General features: G+C 38.3%; 13 protein-coding genes. 1 reads left to right on the forward strand and 12 read right to left on the reverse strand.

The features are described 5' to 3' along the window. Window positions 1-14 precede the first annotated feature (14 nt). The 3 genes from feoB to FLAVO9AF_RS10650 form a co-directional block, all read right to left on the reverse strand. A complete protein-coding gene (gene feoB, locus FLAVO9AF_RS10640; protein ID WP_159691055.1) occupies window positions 15-2,114 on the reverse strand; it encodes a ferrous iron transport protein B in 2,100 nt (699 codons plus the stop codon). 8 nt (window positions 2,115-2,122) lie between these two features. Then, entirely contained in the window at window positions 2,123-2,353 is a 231-nt protein-coding gene (locus FLAVO9AF_RS10645) for a FeoA family protein (protein WP_024980713.1), read from the reverse strand. A 460-nt stretch (window positions 2,354-2,813) separates the two neighbouring features. Continuing rightward, window positions 2,814-3,479 carry an SCO family protein gene (locus FLAVO9AF_RS10650; protein WP_159688202.1) on the reverse strand — a complete coding sequence of 222 codons (666 nt, stop codon included), beginning with the start codon at window positions 3,477-3,479 and terminating at the stop codon, window positions 2,814-2,816. A gap of 473 nt (window positions 3,480-3,952) precedes the next feature. On the opposite strand from FLAVO9AF_RS10650, the gene FLAVO9AF_RS10655 reads away from it, so the two are divergent. Next, entirely contained in the window at window positions 3,953-6,016 is a 2,064-nt protein-coding gene (locus FLAVO9AF_RS10655) for a M13 family metallopeptidase (protein ID WP_159688205.1), read from the forward strand. A 553-nt stretch (window positions 6,017-6,569) separates the two neighbouring features. Here FLAVO9AF_RS10655 and FLAVO9AF_RS10660 read toward each other — a convergent pair. The 9 genes from FLAVO9AF_RS10660 to FLAVO9AF_RS10700 form a co-directional block, all read right to left on the reverse strand. Further along, window positions 6,570-7,082, reverse strand: coding sequence for a hypothetical protein (locus FLAVO9AF_RS10660; RefSeq protein ID WP_159688207.1), 513 nt, complete (start codon window positions 7,080-7,082; stop codon window positions 6,570-6,572). 511 nt (window positions 7,083-7,593) lie between these two features. Further along, the gene (locus FLAVO9AF_RS10665) at window positions 7,594-9,138 is read right to left on the reverse strand and encodes a hypothetical protein (protein WP_159688210.1); all 1,545 of its coding nucleotides are present in this window, start codon (window positions 9,136-9,138) and stop codon (window positions 7,594-7,596) included. A 311-nt stretch (window positions 9,139-9,449) separates the two neighbouring features. Continuing rightward, window positions 9,450-10,187 (reverse strand): hypothetical protein, encoded by a 738-nt coding sequence (locus tag FLAVO9AF_RS10670; RefSeq protein WP_159688213.1) that lies wholly within the window; start codon window positions 10,185-10,187, stop codon window positions 9,450-9,452. A 192-nt stretch (window positions 10,188-10,379) separates the two neighbouring features. After that, complete coding sequence (locus FLAVO9AF_RS10675; RefSeq protein ID WP_159688215.1) at window positions 10,380-10,685, reverse strand: heavy metal-binding domain-containing protein; 306 nt, start codon at window positions 10,683-10,685, stop codon at window positions 10,380-10,382. 432 nt (window positions 10,686-11,117) lie between these two features. Next, entirely contained in the window at window positions 11,118-13,064 is a 1,947-nt protein-coding gene (locus tag FLAVO9AF_RS10680) for a S9 family peptidase (protein WP_159688218.1), read from the reverse strand. Window positions 13,065-13,070: 6 nt separating this feature from the next. Beyond that, on the reverse strand, window positions 13,071-14,012 hold the full coding sequence (locus FLAVO9AF_RS10685) for a DMT family transporter (protein ID WP_236552313.1): 942 nt from the start codon (window positions 14,010-14,012) through the stop codon (window positions 13,071-13,073). Window positions 14,013-14,016: 4 nt separating this feature from the next. Beyond that, on the reverse strand, window positions 14,017-14,817 hold the full coding sequence (locus FLAVO9AF_RS10690) for an SDR family oxidoreductase (protein ID WP_159688221.1): 801 nt from the start codon (window positions 14,815-14,817) through the stop codon (window positions 14,017-14,019). Between the two features lie 39 nt (window positions 14,818-14,856). Beyond that, window positions 14,857-16,068 (reverse strand): gliding motility-associated C-terminal domain-containing protein, encoded by a 1,212-nt coding sequence (locus FLAVO9AF_RS10695; RefSeq protein ID WP_159688223.1) that lies wholly within the window; start codon window positions 16,066-16,068, stop codon window positions 14,857-14,859. Window positions 16,069-16,078: 10 nt separating this feature from the next. Then, entirely contained in the window at window positions 16,079-18,034 is a 1,956-nt protein-coding gene (locus FLAVO9AF_RS10700) for a hypothetical protein (RefSeq protein ID WP_159688227.1), read from the reverse strand. Window positions 18,035-18,046 lie beyond the last annotated feature (12 nt).

An 18,046-nucleotide genomic window follows, 5' to 3' on the forward strand; every position in this document is an offset into this window, starting at 1 on the left:
GTTTGTTTTAGTACCTAACTAAGCAATTGATACGCTACTAAAGCCACCGTATAAGCAAATGCGCTCATAAAAAGAAGTTGTCCCACTGGCCATTTCCAACTGTTGGTCTCTTTACGAGTAACAGCGAGTGTACTGACGCATTGCATAGCAAAGGCATAAAATAGTAGTAAAGAAATCCCAGAAGCAAAATTGAAGACTTTTTCGCCTGTCAAAGGATTGATTTCGGATTGCATTTTATTCTTGATGGTATCTTCATTGTCGGTGTCGCCCACACTGTAAATCGTAGCCAAAGTACCCACAAAAACTTCTCTTGCTGCAAAAGAACTGATAATGGCGATCCCTATTTTCCAATCATAACCCAAAGGCGTCAAAACAGGTTCAATAGATTTACCCATCAATCCGATATAGGAATTCTCCAATTTTTGTGAAGCGACTTCGTTCTCCAACTCTGTTTCAGAAAGCGGTTTATCAACGTGTTTGCTTACTACAATTTGCTCCGCATTACTGAAGTTTTCACCTGGACCATACGAAGCTAAAAACCATAAAATAATCGAAATCGCCAAAATGATTTTACCAGCGCCAAACACGAAGGCTTTGGTTTTTTCGATCACGTTGATACCTACGTTTTTAAACAACGGCAATTTATAGTTAGGCATTTCGACAATGAAATAAGACTTCCCTTTAATCTTCAATATTTTATTCAAAACATAAGCCGAAAAAATGGCCATTCCAAATCCCAACAAATACAATAACATTAGGGTTAATCCTTGCAAGTTGAAAATACCCAAAATCCTTTGATCTGGAATCACCAATCCAATAATGATAGCGTACACTGGCAAACGCGCGGAACAAGTCGTAAACGGAGTAACTAAAATCGTTATTAGGCGTTCTTTCCAATTTTCGATATTACGAGTCGCCATAATCGCCGGAATAGCACAAGCCGTTCCAGAAACCAAAGGCACCACACTTTTACCCGACAACCCAAACTTGCTCATAATTTTGTCCATCAGAAACACCACACGGCTCATGTACCCGCTTTCTTCGAGTATCGAAATGAACAAAAACAAAAAGGCAATTTGAGGGATAAATATTAAGATACCGCCGATACCAGGAATGATACCCTGCGAAATCAAATTGGTCAACATTCCTGCAGGCAAGACTTCAGCAGACCAAGCGCTCAAACTGGCAAAGGAGCTGTCGATAAAATCCATTGGGACTTCTGACCACACAAAAATGGATTGAAAAATACCAAAAAGGATACAGAAGAAAATCACATAACCCCAGAATTTATGCGTCAACACACGATCCAATTGGGCTCTAAAATCTTTAGCAATAGATTGATCGATGGTCATTCCCACTTTCAACACATCGTTGATGAATTGGTAGCGCTTAATGGTTTCTTTTTGCTGCAAGCGTTTCAAATCCGAATGTGATTTGGTGAACGTGCTCTGAATTTCTTTTCGCTCTAAATTCAAGAAGTTCACATCTTGAGTAATCACCAACCATAACTTATACAGCAATTGATTTGGAAACGCCTTGCGAAGATTTTCAAAATAGTCTGTATCAATCACAGAGGCATTCAAGCAAGGTTCATTAGAAATGGATTTATAGGAAACGATTAAATTTTTCAATTCCTCAATTCCAAATCCTTTTCGGGAACTCACCAAAGCAATTTTGGTTTTTAGCTTTTCTTCTAAAAAAGGAATATCCAAACTGATGCCTTTGTATTCCATTCTATCGGCCATATTTATCACCAAAATAGTCGGTATTTCAAGGTCTTTGATTTGGGTAAAAAGCAACAAATTACGCTTTAAATTCTCCACATCTGTCACCACTATGGCAACATCGGGATAGAGTTTATCGTTTTTATTGAGCAGTAATTCAATCACCACATTTTCATCGATAGAACTGGCATTCAAACTATAGGTACCTGGCAAATCCAGAATATTGGCTTTGAAATTATAAGGCAACTTACAAAAACCTACCTTTTTTTCTACCGTAATTCCAGGATAATTCCCTACTTGTTGATTCAAACCCGTCAATTGATTAAAAACAGAGGTTTTCCCCACATTCGGGTTCCCTATCAAAGCGACATTGATGTTGTGATTGCTGATCATTAGCTTTATTGGATTCGTTCCACTTCTATTTCCTGAGCCGTTGCTATTCGAATGGCAACGTGCGATCCGTTAATGTTTAGGTACAGCGGATCACCGAAGGGAGCGATTTGCAGCAACTCTACTTCATTACCAGGCAAACAGCCCATTTCGAGCAATTTTAATGGAATCGCATCAATATCAAAGTCTTTGATAATGGCTCTTTCTCCTTTTTTGAGTGAATGTATTGTTGTTGGCAAACCTTATTTAGATTGAATTAAGATTGCAAAAATACATATTATAATAGAAATTCAAATGATAATTATCACAATTGTAAAAGAAGTAGCCACGAATTCACGAAGTGCATCAATAAAACAATCAAAATAGAAATGAAATTTCACAAATAATACAGTTTTAAGTATTTGTGACTTGAAAAAGCATAGGAAAAAAACACAACTGAATTTGTGAAAATTAGTGAAAATTCGTGTTCATCTGTTTAAATCAGCGTCATCCGTGTTCCATTGCAGAACTGGAAATCACGCTCATAAACACTGCTGAATTGGTAAAAATTAGTGTTCCTTTTTACCAAACTTAATAAAAATCCGTGTTCATCTGTTTAAATCAGCGTCATCCGTGTTCTATTTCAGAACTGGAAATCACGCTCATAAACACTGCTGAATTGGTGAAAATTCGTGAAATTCGTGTTCCATTTTCACCAAACTAATTCGCGCACAAAAAATTAATATCTTCTATCAATCGCGTCATATCTTCTTTTTTGGTTCCATCATAAAAACCACGAACGCGTCTTTTTTGGTCCACCAACACAAAATTTTCGGTGTGTACCATATCGTACAACTCTTCAGGTTTCCCCAACTTAACGGCCAAATACGATTTTCGAGCCATCGTATAAATTTCCTTTTTATCGCCTGTAACCAAGTTCCATTTGCTATCTATCACGCCGTGTTTTAATGCGTATTCTTTTAAAACTGGCACACTGTCGGTCTCAGGAAAAACGGTGTGTGACAACAGCATTACTTTGGGATTATTTTTGATAGCCGCTTGCACTTCGGCCAAATTCTTGGTCATTTTGGGGCAAATAGAACCACAAGTCGTAAAGAAAAAATCGGCCACATACACTTTGCCTTCGTAATCTTTTTGAGTAATCGTTTTCCCGTTTTGATTCACAAACGAAAAATCAGCAATCGTGTGCGCCTTACTCACATATTGCACCGTACTGTCCACCAATTCTGGATTCACGTCGGCAGGATTGTAAATCGGCAAGGTCTTTTCTGGCTTCAACGCATTGTAAAACAAACCAATAGTAATCGCCGAAAACACCAATAAAACACCAAAAAATATACGATACTTATATAAGAAAGCTTTCATTTGTAGGTTTTTAAAATAAAATAGAAAGTCAACATTTAAATTTCGCGCAAAATTACAAAACAACGGTCTGCCTTGCACTACTCTTTTTAAAATAATTTGGGCGTGCCCCTTCGCCTCGTAGAAAAAACGAGGCTCGGGTCGGGTCTCCGTTCCCGCTTTTTTTTATCCCGCAAAAAAACGGGATAAAAAAAGAGCTCCACTCCACCCCTCACGCAAAAAAAATTTCACAAGACGTTAAACCTTTACTACACTATGAAGTCCAATAGGGTATTCTTGCCCTTTGCATAAAATTTCAAGAGTCAAAATTCGAAAGACGTCTTTATTGTAATGCTAATTTTATGTAAGCAAGAAAAAGGAATTCCATTGTGATGAATTCTCTTAATAATGTATTTTTTGTCGCAAAAAAAGCAATTTCAATGTAACTATTTTTTGCTTTTTGACACGAATGTATCGTAACTAATTCAAATTTTAATATGAACCCAAAAAAGTCCACCACCTTACTGTTTGCACTACCAGCAGTCTTTAGTTTTGGATGGAGCCAAGCACAAACCGCTTCGGCCACCAAAGAGCCAGGAATCAATATCCAATATATGGATAAAACCATCAAACCAAGCGATGATTTTTTCCGATATGTAAACGGAACCTGGTTGAACACTACCGAAATCCCAAGCGACAAAACCCGTTGGGGAAGCTTTGACGAATTGCGTCAACGCACCGATACTGACGCTTTGGCGATTTTAAAAGAAGCCGCCAACAACCCAGCGTACAAATCGAATACCGACCAAGGTAAAGCCATCAATTTGTACAAAACCATGTTGGATACCGTAAGCCGTAACAAATTAGGTATTGCTCCCCTAAAACCTTATTTGAAAAAAATCAACGCGGTTAAAAACGTAAAAGATTTACAAGCCTTATTAATCGAAATGGAACCTACGGGTGGCATTGGTTTCTTTGGCGCTGGTGTAGGTACCGATGCTAAAAACAGCAACGTCAATGTAATTAACTTAGGACCTGGAGGTGTAGGCTTACCTGACCGTGATTACTATGTAGGCGAAGACAAAGATTCAAAAGAAAAAAGAGAGAAATACGTACTTCACGTGGCTAAAATGTTGCAATATTTAGGCGACAAACCTGAAGTAGCGAAAGCCAATGCGGAGAAAATTTTGGCTTTAGAAATCGAAATGTCTAAACCACGTTTTGACCGTGTAGAAAGAAGAGACCGTCGTAAATCATACAACCCAATGACCGTTGCGGAAATACAAAAACTAACGCCATCTATCGATTGGACTACGTATTTCACTAAAATTGGTTTGCCAACGAATCAAACGATTATCGTGTCGCAACCAAAATATATGACGGCATTAGAAACGCTTTTTAAAGAAAACAAAGTAGACGACTGGAAAGCGTATATGCGTTGGTCTTTATTGAACCGAGCTTCTAGCCAATTATCGACAGAAATTGAAAAAGCCAACTGGGAATTTTATGGCAAAACCTTAACGGGTGCTGTAAAACAAAGACCTTTTGAAGAAAGAGCTTTACAGACCGTAACAGGCTCTGTGGGTGAAGCTTTAGGAAAATTATATGTAGAGAAAAAATTCCCTGCCGAAGCTAAAGAAAAGGCAGCAAAAATGATTAAAAACATTTTCCGTGCTTACGAAAACCGCATCAACAACTTACCTTGGATGTCGGCTGAAACGAAAGTTAGTGCGATTGCCAAATTAAACAAACTAAGAGTTAAAATTGGTTATCCAGACAAATGGAAAGACTACTCTGCTTTGACTATCAAAAGTCCAGCAGAAGGAGGAACGTTTTTTGAGAACGTAAGAAACATTGCTATTTGGCGCAATAAAGAAAACTTTGCTGAATTGACAAAACCCGTAGACAAAGACCGTTGGGGTATGGCACCACAAACGGTGAATGCGTACTACAATCCATCGAACAACGAAATTGTATTCCCTGCTGCTATTTTGCAACCACCATTTTACAATTACCAAGCTGACGAAGCCGTAAATTATGGTGGAATTGGAGGGGTTATTGGTCACGAAATCTCTCACGGTTTTGATGATTCAGGAGCGCGTTATAATGCCGACGGTAATTTAGTAGACTGGTGGACACCAGAAGATTTGAAAAAATTTGGTGCTTTGACAGGAGCTTTAGCTGCGCAATACAGTGCTTTGCAACCGCTTCCAGGTACTTTTGTAGATGGTAAATTTACTTTAGGTGAAAACATTGGAGATTTAGGTGGTGTGAATGCTGCTTACGATGGTTTGCAATTGTACTTAAAAGAAAACGGCAACCCAGGATTGATTGACGGATATACACCAGAACAACGTTTCTTTATTTCTTGGTCAACCATTTGGCGTTCTAAAATGAGAGACGAAGCCTTGAAATCACAAGTAAAAACCGACCCGCATTCGCCAGGTATGTACAGAGCCTATGTGCCTTTACAAAACGTTGATGCATTCTATGATGCCTTCAACATTCAACCAAATGACGGAATGTATATCGCTCCAGAGAAAAGAGTAAAAATCTGGTAAGACTTACTGTTCTAAAAATACCAAAACCCATCAGATAAAGCTGATGGGTTTTTTGTTGGTGTAAAAAATCACCAGTTATCGTAAATTATAAATACTCCCAAAAATTATCTTTATTGACCACAAAGGTGTTTTTTGGGTGATATTTTTCGGTAAATGATTTGGTGAAAAGTACTTTTTTGTTGGGATTATATTTGATTTCATAAGCAGCAATTTCATTTTCTAAAATCTCTAAAAAATCAATCTCAGCTTGCTGTGTGTTTCTCCAATAATGTGTTTTACCATAAAAACCATTACAGGATGATAAATATGATTACAATCACATAAAAATATAATATTTTGTGGTTACATGCCTAAAAAAGTATGTTTTTTAAACGAAAAATACACTATGACTTTAGTTGACTATTTGCATATAACTATCTAATACATAATAATTTAGTTTACTTAGCAATGTTATTGCAAAGCCTTTTTTTTACCTTGTAGGCACTTGGATTCAAATAATACCTGCAAGGTTTTTAAAACCTTGCAGGAAAAAAACTCAAAAAAGGAAACTTATTTAAAAAGTGATTCTCACCCCAATTTGGTTAGCGCTTGCTAGTAATGTTGTGGTCGGTTGTGATTCATAAATACTCGCCGTACCATTATTGTGCAAACCCAATGCTTTTTTGATTCTTTTTGGATAGCCAATCTTTATTGGTATAGAAGCTACAATCATCGCCCCGCCAATAATAGCCGCGGTTAAATTAGAACGTTCAGATTTAATGTTTGGAGAATAATCCCCAGGATTATAAGTCGATGTAGTGTTATCCGTTGTCATAGCTGTTGCAAGATTAACTGTTACCAATCCTAAACCACCATAAAACAAAACATTCCCCCACGTTTTTTTATTACGCCCAGCATTGTACTCTGCTAAAGCCTCGCTGTTTTTGCTTAATAATTGCCTAACCTCATCAGAAGTTAATTTTTTGTTTTCAGAAGTATATACTGTACCTCCACTACCATAGTTAAGTTGTTGTGCCATTCCAGAAATAGAAACCATCAAGAAGGCTAAAAGCATTGTTCTTTTCATAAATTGTTGAATTATAATGTAGTAAATAATTGTTGTTTTTAAGTAACATCCTTTTGGATTAGCGTTCGATATTGGCTTAAAAACACCTTTTAAAAGTAGGAATTATAAGTGAATTTGTTTGTAAATAAAAGAAGAAAAAACAGTACAATTTCACAGTAATTCATCATAATTCTACTACTTTAAAACCATCCTGCAAGGTCTTTTTTTCGACCTTGTAGGTATTTGGATTCAAAGAACATACCTACAAGATTCTGTGTTTTGAAAACCTTGCAGGAAAACAACTGGAAAATCATTTAAAAAAGAAGTTTTGTATTAGCACTCCTTGGCTTATGAAAAACCAAACGTTCTAGCCTAGCCCCGATGGGAGCGGCATCCTTGCTTGGCGGGGTTCGCCTAGCAAGATATAGCGGACAGCGGGACGACTCGTGTGATGTGCAAAGTGATGGTGCTCCTCAAACTGTTCTATAATATCTGTGAGAGTAAGTCCATTGGATTTTCAAATGTAGCTACATTAATTCTCGCAGAAAGCAGTTATTTTTTGCAGATGTTGTTCGACTTGGTATTGATTAAAATTGTCCCATTTTGGAGGGAAGTTTGTTTTCTGTCCACACATGGCATCCAAACAAACATTGTTGTCTTTGTAGTTGTCATGCAAAACGGCCAAGATTTTAAAGAAAAAATCCTCTAGCATAATGATCGCATCAAACTCGGATTTTAGTGCAGTATAATTACTAGCTGTTGGATTTAATATTTGTAACAAATCTAGCACTTCGTTCTTTTCGGCTTCGTTGATTTCAGTTAAATAACCGTTTTTAAGGGTTTTAAAAACCAAATTATTCCAAACCACGCTATCGTGTCCCCATTGCACATCTGGTAGATGCAAAGAGTGCTCACAAATTAGGATAATAGCAAAAAGAACATCGTTTAAATAGGCTTCGGGAAACTCATCAAAGCTTCTGAATTCAAAACCACTTTGGTACATTTTCTCCTGATTAAAATCTAAACCTACTTCCGAAAGTAATTCATACTCCATAGTTGACTCAATTTGATCGCGCCACCAAATGTTGTCCTCTTTTTCAAAGCGTAGTAGTTTTCTAAAATCGTCTACTTTGTAGGTTAGAATTTTACCTTTCGGCATGGCTTTATTGTATGTTCCAACGCCTATATAGCGAGACATAGCGTTGCGCATAGAGCCCAAGGTAAATTTTTGGTCCAAATTGTAGGTGTCACTTATTACTCCCATAATATCTGGGCTTCCAAGAGTAGCAATAAAAAAGGGCTCAAACCATTGCAGTAAATAAATGGCATTGGCGTGTGTTGCCTCAAATTGTTCATAGTTGACAATTCGGCTATGCTCTGTTAATGACGGCAATGTAATGTGAAAATGGTAAGTTCCGTTATTAAACAAAACGAGATTTTCTTGATTGGTCATGAACATATTGAGTCCGTTGTTGTACTCTGGGAAATTTAATTTGCCTTTGAGTACGCTCGATTCATTGATTTTATCGAGGAATAATTTTTTGGTAGCTTTTAGTTCTTTACACGAATCCGCAATCGTACGATTTTCAAAATATTTGGTTACAAATTCGATAGAATCCCCATCAAAATGTACCGATCCCATCGTTTTGTTTCGTTGGGTGATCATACTTTGAATATTGTAAGGTTGATCTTCAAGAAAAAGTTCCATAATGGATTGACCAAGATAGTTTGGATTTTCGATAGGTTTTGGGAGCAGTTCAGTAGTTTCTGGACTATCCGTTACTGTTTTAATGCCTGCTACTGTTTTGTGCTGGTAATTTACATCTAGTTTTTCTAGGGAATGACTATTGATCATACGGCTGACCACGTAGTTTTTATTTGTGCCAAACGCTTTTTTTAAAATAGGGGCTAAACTTTCAGGTTTATAGCATTTTCTGTAATCAATACTGTATTTTTCAAAACCAATTTTTTCCTGTATAAATTCACCAGAGACGATTAGGGATTCTTCAAATTGCAGGTATGTTTCGTTTTCTAATCCTATTCCCCAATAAAATTTTCCGTTCTGGCCGTTGTTCATTTATACTTGTTCTATTATGTGATTACTTTAAATTTTGAGGTTTTGCTTTCTGTCTCTAAAAAAGCGCAGTAGAATTGATTTTGAAATGTAAAAAAAGTAGTCTTTGGGGGATGAGAATGTAACAAATGAATTACAACAACTACCTTTACAACAATACTTTAAAAGAACAAACCACCCAATTACACGTTTTTGGAATCGCTACTTTTACCAAGCTGCAAAAGTAGTACATTGTTTTATCATTTCATAGTAGTTAACCCCCTGATAATCATAAATATTTTAAGTATTTGAATACTACCAAGAATTATTTTTGTTTACTCATGATAATAAAGCACATAAGAAGAGTACAAATCATCATTCCACCAGTCTTTTCTGACTAAAGAAAAATAGTTATAATTTAATTTTCCGGCTTGTGATTGCAAAGGATAGAGCACTTTGCCATTTTCACGGTGTGCTGTGTGGGAATTTGTTTCGGGCACCACAGGAACAATATGTCCCGATAATCCCTTTTGCTTTCTTTTGGCACAAATTATCCCAACACCACCGTTAGCATTGACTTTGTTTTGAATTTCATCAACGGAATCCATTTTTTGCCACCCAAAATGCAATCCCCATAGCGAAAACCAATCGTGAATGGCGCTGGAGTAAATGCGCTCTACCGTTCTTTCAAAAACAGCTTCTACTTCCTGTCCTTGTTTTATTTTTTCCAAAGCTTCATCTGTCCACCAAACAGTTGGGAGGTATACTTTACTGAAATAGCAAAAGTCATAAGAGTACACATTACAATAGGTATCTTCTACTGTTCTTTGATACCGTATATTGTTGGCTACATCTAGTTTATCTATAATTACGGAAATACTTTCCTTTTTACTGGCAACATTTGATACATCTCTAAACGGAATACTGTCATCCAAAATAGGATGTTGCTTCATTTCGGTGGTGTCTAAGCGAGATTGAGGATGAGGAAATAAATCAGCCTTAACCATTTGAATTATTGGTGTTGAATTTTCACAAAGCGACGCTAATGCTGCTGTTAAAGATTTGTTTTCCATCTTGTCTTCTTAAAATTGATTGGCTTACTACCTCAAAAATTGATTTGATTCTACAACGTAGTATTTTAAACCAAAAAGTAAACATAAGAATTTTAAATTTCACTACCTGTAATGAAATAGACAAATAATAGAAAATTGTAATGATTACCCACTAGGTAAAATTTAAGAAAACACTAAAGGGAATCAAATCATTTACCGATTAACAATACTAACCGCAGTGCCAGTTACCGTAGCGGCAATTAAGTACTCACTGCTTTTTACTTCAATATCCACAAGTATTCCTACTACAGCATTCGCGTTTATTTTTTCAGCATTTTGCCTAAGTTGTTCCAACGCTTGCTCTTTTACCTCTGCAATACTCTGACTTACTCCTTCATAATATTTTTGCATATTAAAAGTCATAGTCATTTTTTGGACATTTACAGCAGTTCCTGAGACAATACCCTTGTACTCCATAATTTTATAATCTTCTACAGAATTGGTTGTTGTTAAAAGCATCTTTTTTATGTTTAAAATTTAGTTACTCAGTTTGAGTATCAAATTACCATTTCGTTACAAGATGTGATGTAATAAATTGGTTTTAATTGTTGGAATTCGAATAAGCATTGATTACAAACAATTAATCTGGCATTAGGCATTCCCAAGAAGACCTACAAGGTTTTGAAAACCTTGCAGGAAAACAATTGGAAAATCATTTAAAAAACACGATTTTAATTAGCAGTGCTTGGCTGATGAAAAACCAAACGTTCTCGCCTAGCCCCGATGGCAGTGAAAATCCTCTTGTGCCAGGGTTTGGCACAAGAGATTGCAACGTACAGCGGGACGACTCGTGTGGTGCGCAGGTCACGGGTGCTCCTTATTATACTATTACATTTTACCGTTACCTTCTCCTAATAAAAAGCCCACTCGCTAGGAATGGGTTTTGTTGGATTATTTTAAAAGATACTCTTGCATAAATCGGATGACGGCCAGTCGTTGGTAATCGACATTGGCTTTTTTCTTGAAGCCGTGGCCTTCGTCTTTGGCCTCGAGGTACCAAACCGTGTTGCCTTGTGCTTTGAGTTTGTCACGCATTTGAAGGGCTTCGGTCACGGGAACGCGAGGGTCGTTGGTGCCCTGAATGATGAATAATGGTTTTTTGATTTTATCGGTATTGTTTAAAGGCGCCATTTTATCAAAAAAAGCGGCCATTTCGGGGATGCGTTCATCGCCATATTCTACTCTTCGAAGGTCGCGACGGTATTCCTCGGTGTTTTTGAGGAAGGTATTGAAGTTGGAAATCCCCACAATATCTACCGAGCATCGGATTTTGTCCCCATAGTGAAAGGCCGTGGCCAAGGTCATATAACCGCCATAACTTCCGCCCATAATCATAATACGGTCTTTGTCGAGTTCGGGTTGTTGGGCAATCCAATCCAATAGCGCACCAATGTCTTTTACAGAATCCTCGCGTAACATTCCGTTGTCTTTGGCCAAATAGGTTTTACCAAAACCCGCAGAGCCTCTCACATTCGGGAAAATCATCGCTACGCCCATTTCGTTGGTGTAAAAATTACTTGCGCCCAAGAAAGATGCTTGCGATTGTGCTTCTGGCCCACCGTGAATCTGAATCAGTACGGGTCTTTTTCCGGTGAATTTTGAAGCTGCTGGATAATAAAATCCTGAAATACCCAAGCCATCAAAACTTTTCCATTCGATAAATTTAGGCAACGCCATATCAGATGCTTGCATTTCGCCCAATTCACTTGCGGTCCATTGTTCGATTTTGCCATTTTTTAGCGAAAGGCGGTACACATCCGAAGCGGTTTGAGCTGTCGATTGGGTGAAAAACAAACTTTGGTTGTCCTTGGTAAATTCCGCTCCGCCAATCAATCCCGTTGGAATATTTTTGACTTCGCTGTAGGATTGGTCTTTGGTATTCATCAAATACATTTTGTTGCGACCCGCTTCGTTGGTGATAAACACCAGTTGTTTTTTGTCTTCCGAAAAAGAAAAACTTTCTACATTCCAATTGATTTTAGACGTTAGATAGTTCACTTTTTTGGTCTTCACATCCAAAATAGCCAAACGCTCAAACTCATTGTCTTTATCGGTCAAAAACCAAATTTCGTTGGTCGAATTTCCAAATTTGGCACTGGTTTGAATCACGCCTTTGCTGGTTCTGTCGGTTACTTCGGATAATTTGCCAGAAGCGACATCCAAAGACCAAATATGAGATTCATTGGCCGAGATGTATTCGCCAATCAAAAGTTGTGAATTGTCTTTGGAAAGATCCAAAATACCCCAACCGCCTCCTTTTACTTGCAGCACCATTTTGGCTGCTGAAGGATTTTTGGGATCCATATAATAAATATCACGGTCTCCGCCGTTGCGTTTGGTCGAGGAGAAATAAAATCCTTTTCCATCGGCTCTCCAAGTAATGCCTCCGTTTTGTGAACGGCCGCCATCAGTCAGTAAAGTCGATTGCAGCGTTTTGAGGTCTAATTGGTACAACTGGCCAAACTCATTACCGCCCACGTCTTTGGAATAAATCAGATACTCGCCTTTGGTAGGTTCGTAGCTCACGCCACTAACAGGTTCGTCGAAAAAAGTGATTTGCGTTCTCGCCCCCAAAGGCTGCACCACGCGATGCAATTGAGCCGTAGAACCAAAACGAGTCGTAATGATAATGTCGTTTTTTACGGGATGAATTTCTGCCAAAGAAGCACCACGAGCCTCAGAGTATTTTTTTACCTGAACCGCTAACTCTTTGGGAATGGAAGCAATGTTCTCGGTAATCAAATTTTCGTTAGGCAAAATACTCGTGTTTTTTTGCTGTGCTTGCACTAAAGTCAAGCCGAGAAAAGTCGGGATTAAAATAAATGCATTGAATTTCATATTATTTTAGTTTTTGATTAGTATTCGTTTTCGTTGGCGTTGCATAGCAAAATTAATGATGTACAAGCCCGTTAATGTGACCGTTCCGCCAATGATGATGGCAGCTGTAAGGATTTCGTCAAACAAAAAAGCTCCTAAAAGTACCGCCACAATCGGATTGATATAGGCATAAACACTACTCAATTCGGTAGGTAAATGCTGCAAGGCATAAATGAAAGCAATGAATGTCAACACCGAACCAACGCCTACCAAATAGGCAATCGCCCACCAAGAAGCGGCAGGAATTTGTGTCAGCGGAATATTTGTGCCTGTAGCTCCCGTAAAAGCAAAAAGACACACACTTGAAATCAACATTTGTAATCCTAAACTAAAATAGGGATTAAAACTCGCGGCTTTTTTCTTGGTGTACAAGGTACCAAAAGCCCAAGTAATGGTAGCAGCCACCGACAAGACTATTCCAAATTGAAAATCAGGTCGGATGAAATCGGCCAAATGTTCATAGAAAATTACGCATACTCCTGCAAAAGCTATCAGAATTCCAAACACTGCTAAGCGTGTAATTCGTTCCCCTTTAAAAAAGCTAATCATCGCAATCCAAATAGGTACCATTGCGCCAATAATCGCTCCTAACCCACTCGGAATGAATTTCACGCCCCACGTACTCAGTCCGTTGCTCAGCGCAAAATTAAGCATACTCAAAATCAAGATGGATTTCCATTGTTTGCCTTTGGGCCAAGTTGTTTTCTTAACTAAAAAGAAACCCACATACAAAGCGCCGCCCAAAAACTGACGGATGGCAGCCAACTGAAGTGCAGGCATATGTTTTACGCCTTCTTTAGACGCTAACCAAGTCGTGCCCCAAGCAATACTTACCCAAGCTAAGGCCAACATAGGCAATCCCAAGGTAGTAAATGGAGCCGTAACGGTATTTTTAATTTTTGTTCTCAAAAGATTATGGAGTTTCTACAAAAGTATACTTTAAAATCATTTGTAGTTTATCACTACTAATCCTTTTTCCGGTTCCCGAAGAAGTTGGGTCAAATGTAGGTGCTATCAATTGCCATTCGAGTGCTTTCTTAGTATAATACTCTTCTCTGGTAGGATGATAAGGCGAGACAGCGTTGAAGGTTTCGTTCCAACAATCCAGTGCTATAATTTTTTGAATAATTCCGATGCAATCCGTTTGGTGAATGAAATTAATAGGCGCCTTGGAATTGGGTAGATTTTCTTTGCCCGATAACATTCGTATTGGATTTCGATCAGTTCCTACGAGTCCGCCACAACGAAGGATAGTGGTTTGAAAATGAGGGTTGCTTTGCAAAAGTTGCTCTACGATTACCAATTGGTGACCGCCTTCGCTATCGGGATTCAAAGGCGTAGTTTCGGTGACCACATCATTCTCTTCACCGTAGACCGAAGTAGAGCTTACAAACAATACATTTTGAACCTCAGATTGTTCGATAAACGGAATCAAGGTTTGCATTTTACCTACAAAATCCTCGCTGTTGTTGCTTCTTAATTTTGGAGGAATATCTATAATCAAAATTTCGCTTCCTTTTAGAAAGGTTGTGATATCACCAGCAATGGCATTGGGTTGCACTTCCATCAAATACGGAAGAATCCCTAACTTTTCTAAATGAGCTAGTTTTGAAGAAGAAGTTGTGGAGCCTTTCACCGAAAAACCTTTATTTATCAAGGCTTCCGCCAAAGGCAAACCTAGCCAACCGCAACCAAGAATACTAATTTGTGTCATTGTTACCCCTCTTTTTAGGATAACAAAGTTGAGCGAAATTTAATTCATAAACAAATAACCGGACTTGGAAAAGCGATCACCAATTTTCAAAACATAGAAGTAAGTGCCGTTGGGTACTTTGGTATCTTTGGAATCTTCTAAATTACAATTCGAAATTCCAGAAAAAAAATTGGATGCACTGCCATAATTTTTGGTCGAATATACCTTACGTCCCCATCTATTGAATATTTCAACTGAATTCGCAAGTCCGCATTCTACCAAACCATCAATTCTAAAAAAATCATTTATCCCATCTTCATTAGGTGACACAAAATTATAAATCGCCAATTTATTGCAAGGAGAAATAATGCCAATATCATCGGTTCGACCGATGGTAAAAATGCTAAAACCAGACACCTCATATGGCGTAGTTATGGTTAACTTATCCTTATCGACAATTCCGCCTTCATCTACCCATTTTTGTGTTGAAACATCCCAACGGACAATTCGTAAGGCTTCAAGGGGTTCTCTCACTATAGCATCTGTAGATGTAGCATTTTCAAAACTTAAGGTTAGTACAATAGGCACCACCCCACCAACACTTGAAACTTCCCAATATTCTGTAGTACTAATTTCTTTGATAATTCCTGCGCGATTGCTGTGGGGATAGAGGTCATTGGAGTTAGCCTCGAAAAACTCACCGCTATACATTTGATTGGTTGTTTTTAAACTACTAATTTTCGCCGAACGATACTGTGAATTTCTTCCTATCGGATACTCAAAATCAGTGGTGCCGTTTTTAATTGTCTTGCCTATGATGAAACTAGAATTACTTGCATTATTGGCTATAGCATTTTCCTCAAAAACAGGAATGCCTATAGTAGGCTGCACCGTAATAATTCCGTCAATAAAATCTACTTTTTTAAAAAAATTAACCGTTGTACTCAACTCAAAACCTTGGGGATTATCAAAAACGGTATGAACCAATCGTATGGCACTTTGACCCGAAATTTGTTGTACATTTTTCCCATTGAAATAGGTTGTTCCTTGTGAGTTGGAGGAAAAAGAAAAATCCCCTTCATTGCGTAAATCCTTAATCAAATATAAATTACCATCATTCAACAATTTCCCAGTAGCGGCATTAGTAAAAGATTCATTACTGAAAACAATAGTATTGGGTAAAATACTCATCTGCTCATTATTGATAAATTGAGCAAATAGTGGCAATTGCCATAAAATAAGCAGTCCTAAAGTAAATAGAAATTTTTTCATTGCCTCAAATTTATAAGGCTCTCCAGCCAGCATCATTTTTATTTCCATCCCCATCACTGTCTTCTACATATACCTCTACTCTACCAATAGTAGTATTGTATCTAATTTGCCCAAAAGCTGGTGTTCCAGGTCTTTCCCCATCAGTACCTGAAGGCAATTGAATTGCTGCATTTGCAGGCATCGTTTGTAAAACACCCGAGCTACTAACAGTTACTAATTGGTCCGATGCCAATCCTGTTGTAGTAACAATTTCACGAATTCTAACCTTCCCTTTTCCGATATCTAAGCGTTCCGTTGGCTTGTGTATTGTAGTTGCATCCAAGCCAATACCAACTTTACCGTTCTTTAAAATGGTTAGGGCATTTCTTCTTTCTAATGAGCCTCCACCTGTACCATTTCCAATTTGCAATAATGGATCATTAGGATCAGCAGAATCAATAACTCCAGCAGTTCCATTTATAGCTACCCCCCTTACTGATATCGCATTATTATACCCTAAAACCGTTTCTGCAAAAGAAGTAGAAATGCTAGCATTACCCTGTACAAAGGCATTGTTGCCTTCTGCAATATTAAAATCACCAATAGCAAAACTGTTGACATCTACAGCGGTATTTTGCTTACCAAAAGCCGAACTAGATTGTGCTTTTGCTTCATTGCCTTCTCCTGCTGTAAAAGCATTATCTCCAGTAGACGCTGTTCCAAAACCAAAAGCAGCACTTCGAGACCCACTGGCAGTGACACCTAGTCCAAATCCTACAGAATTTGAACCAATGGTACCAGAATTACTATTTCCTCCTCTAACAGCTCCTTCAATATCGAGAGCTACATTAGCAGTTATTGTATTTTTATTGACACCTACCCTCCCGGCTTGATAAATATCTTCTGTATTAGAAGAAGCTACTGCATTGCTGGTATTTACTCGCCAAGGTTCTTGTTGTAAAACCGACAAATCAATGGTAGGATTATCATTATCCTCATTAGTATAGGTCAATATTTTGGTACTACTATCAAATGCTAAAGTGGTGTTGGTCTCTGTTGACCCAGTGGCATTAATTACATAGGGATCTGAGACTATACCTATTCCTGTAACAGTAACATTGGTTCCAGCCGTCGTAACACCTCCTTGGCCTGCGGGGCCTTGGATTCCTTGAGGACCTTGCGGACCAACAGCGCCATCTATTCCGTTTGCTCCTGCAGGACCTTGAGGACCTGTTGCGCCTGTGTCACCTTTTGGACCTTGAGGACCAACAGCGCCATCTATTCCGTTTGCTCCAGCAGAACCTTGTGGACCTGTTGCTCCTGTATCTCCTTTTGGACCTTGTGGACCAACAGCGCCATCTATTCCGTTTGCTCCAGTAGGGCCTTGAGGACCTGTTGCCCCAGTGTCTCCTTTTGGACCTTGTGGACCAACAGCGCCATCTATTCCATTTGCTCCTGCGGGGCCTTGAGGACCTGTTGCCCCAGTGTCACCTTTTGGACCTTGAGGACCAACAGCGCCATCTATTCCGTTTGCTCCTGCGGGCCCTTGAGGACCTGTTGCTCCAGTGTCACCTTTTGGACCTTGAGGACCTGTAGGTCCAGCTGCTAAATTGATTGTAACTGGATCATTCAATTCATTTACATAGGTAAAAGTACCATTTCCATTATCGACCATAGTTGTAATGGTTTCTGCTTTTTGTTCTCCTAGATTAATCCATCGATTGGAAAACCAATAATAAAATCCTGGTTGTAATTGACTATTACTGGTTGTATTAAAAACTAATAAACCATTAACATTACCTTTTTCGATTGTAGATTGATCGGTTGTACTTTGTAGGCCCACTCTTGGTATGAGAACCCCTGCTTTGGTAGCGGAAACATCCAATATTGTCGAAGGATTAGGTGTTGTCGTCCCAATACCAACCTGAGCTTGAATTGTTCCAAAAACAAAAAAAAGTAAAAGTACTTTTATTACATTAGCATTCATATTACTACATTT

The organism is Flavobacterium sp. 9R (genome assembly GCF_902506345.1).
Taxonomy (GTDB): Bacteria; Bacteroidota; Bacteroidia; order Flavobacteriales; family Flavobacteriaceae; genus Flavobacterium.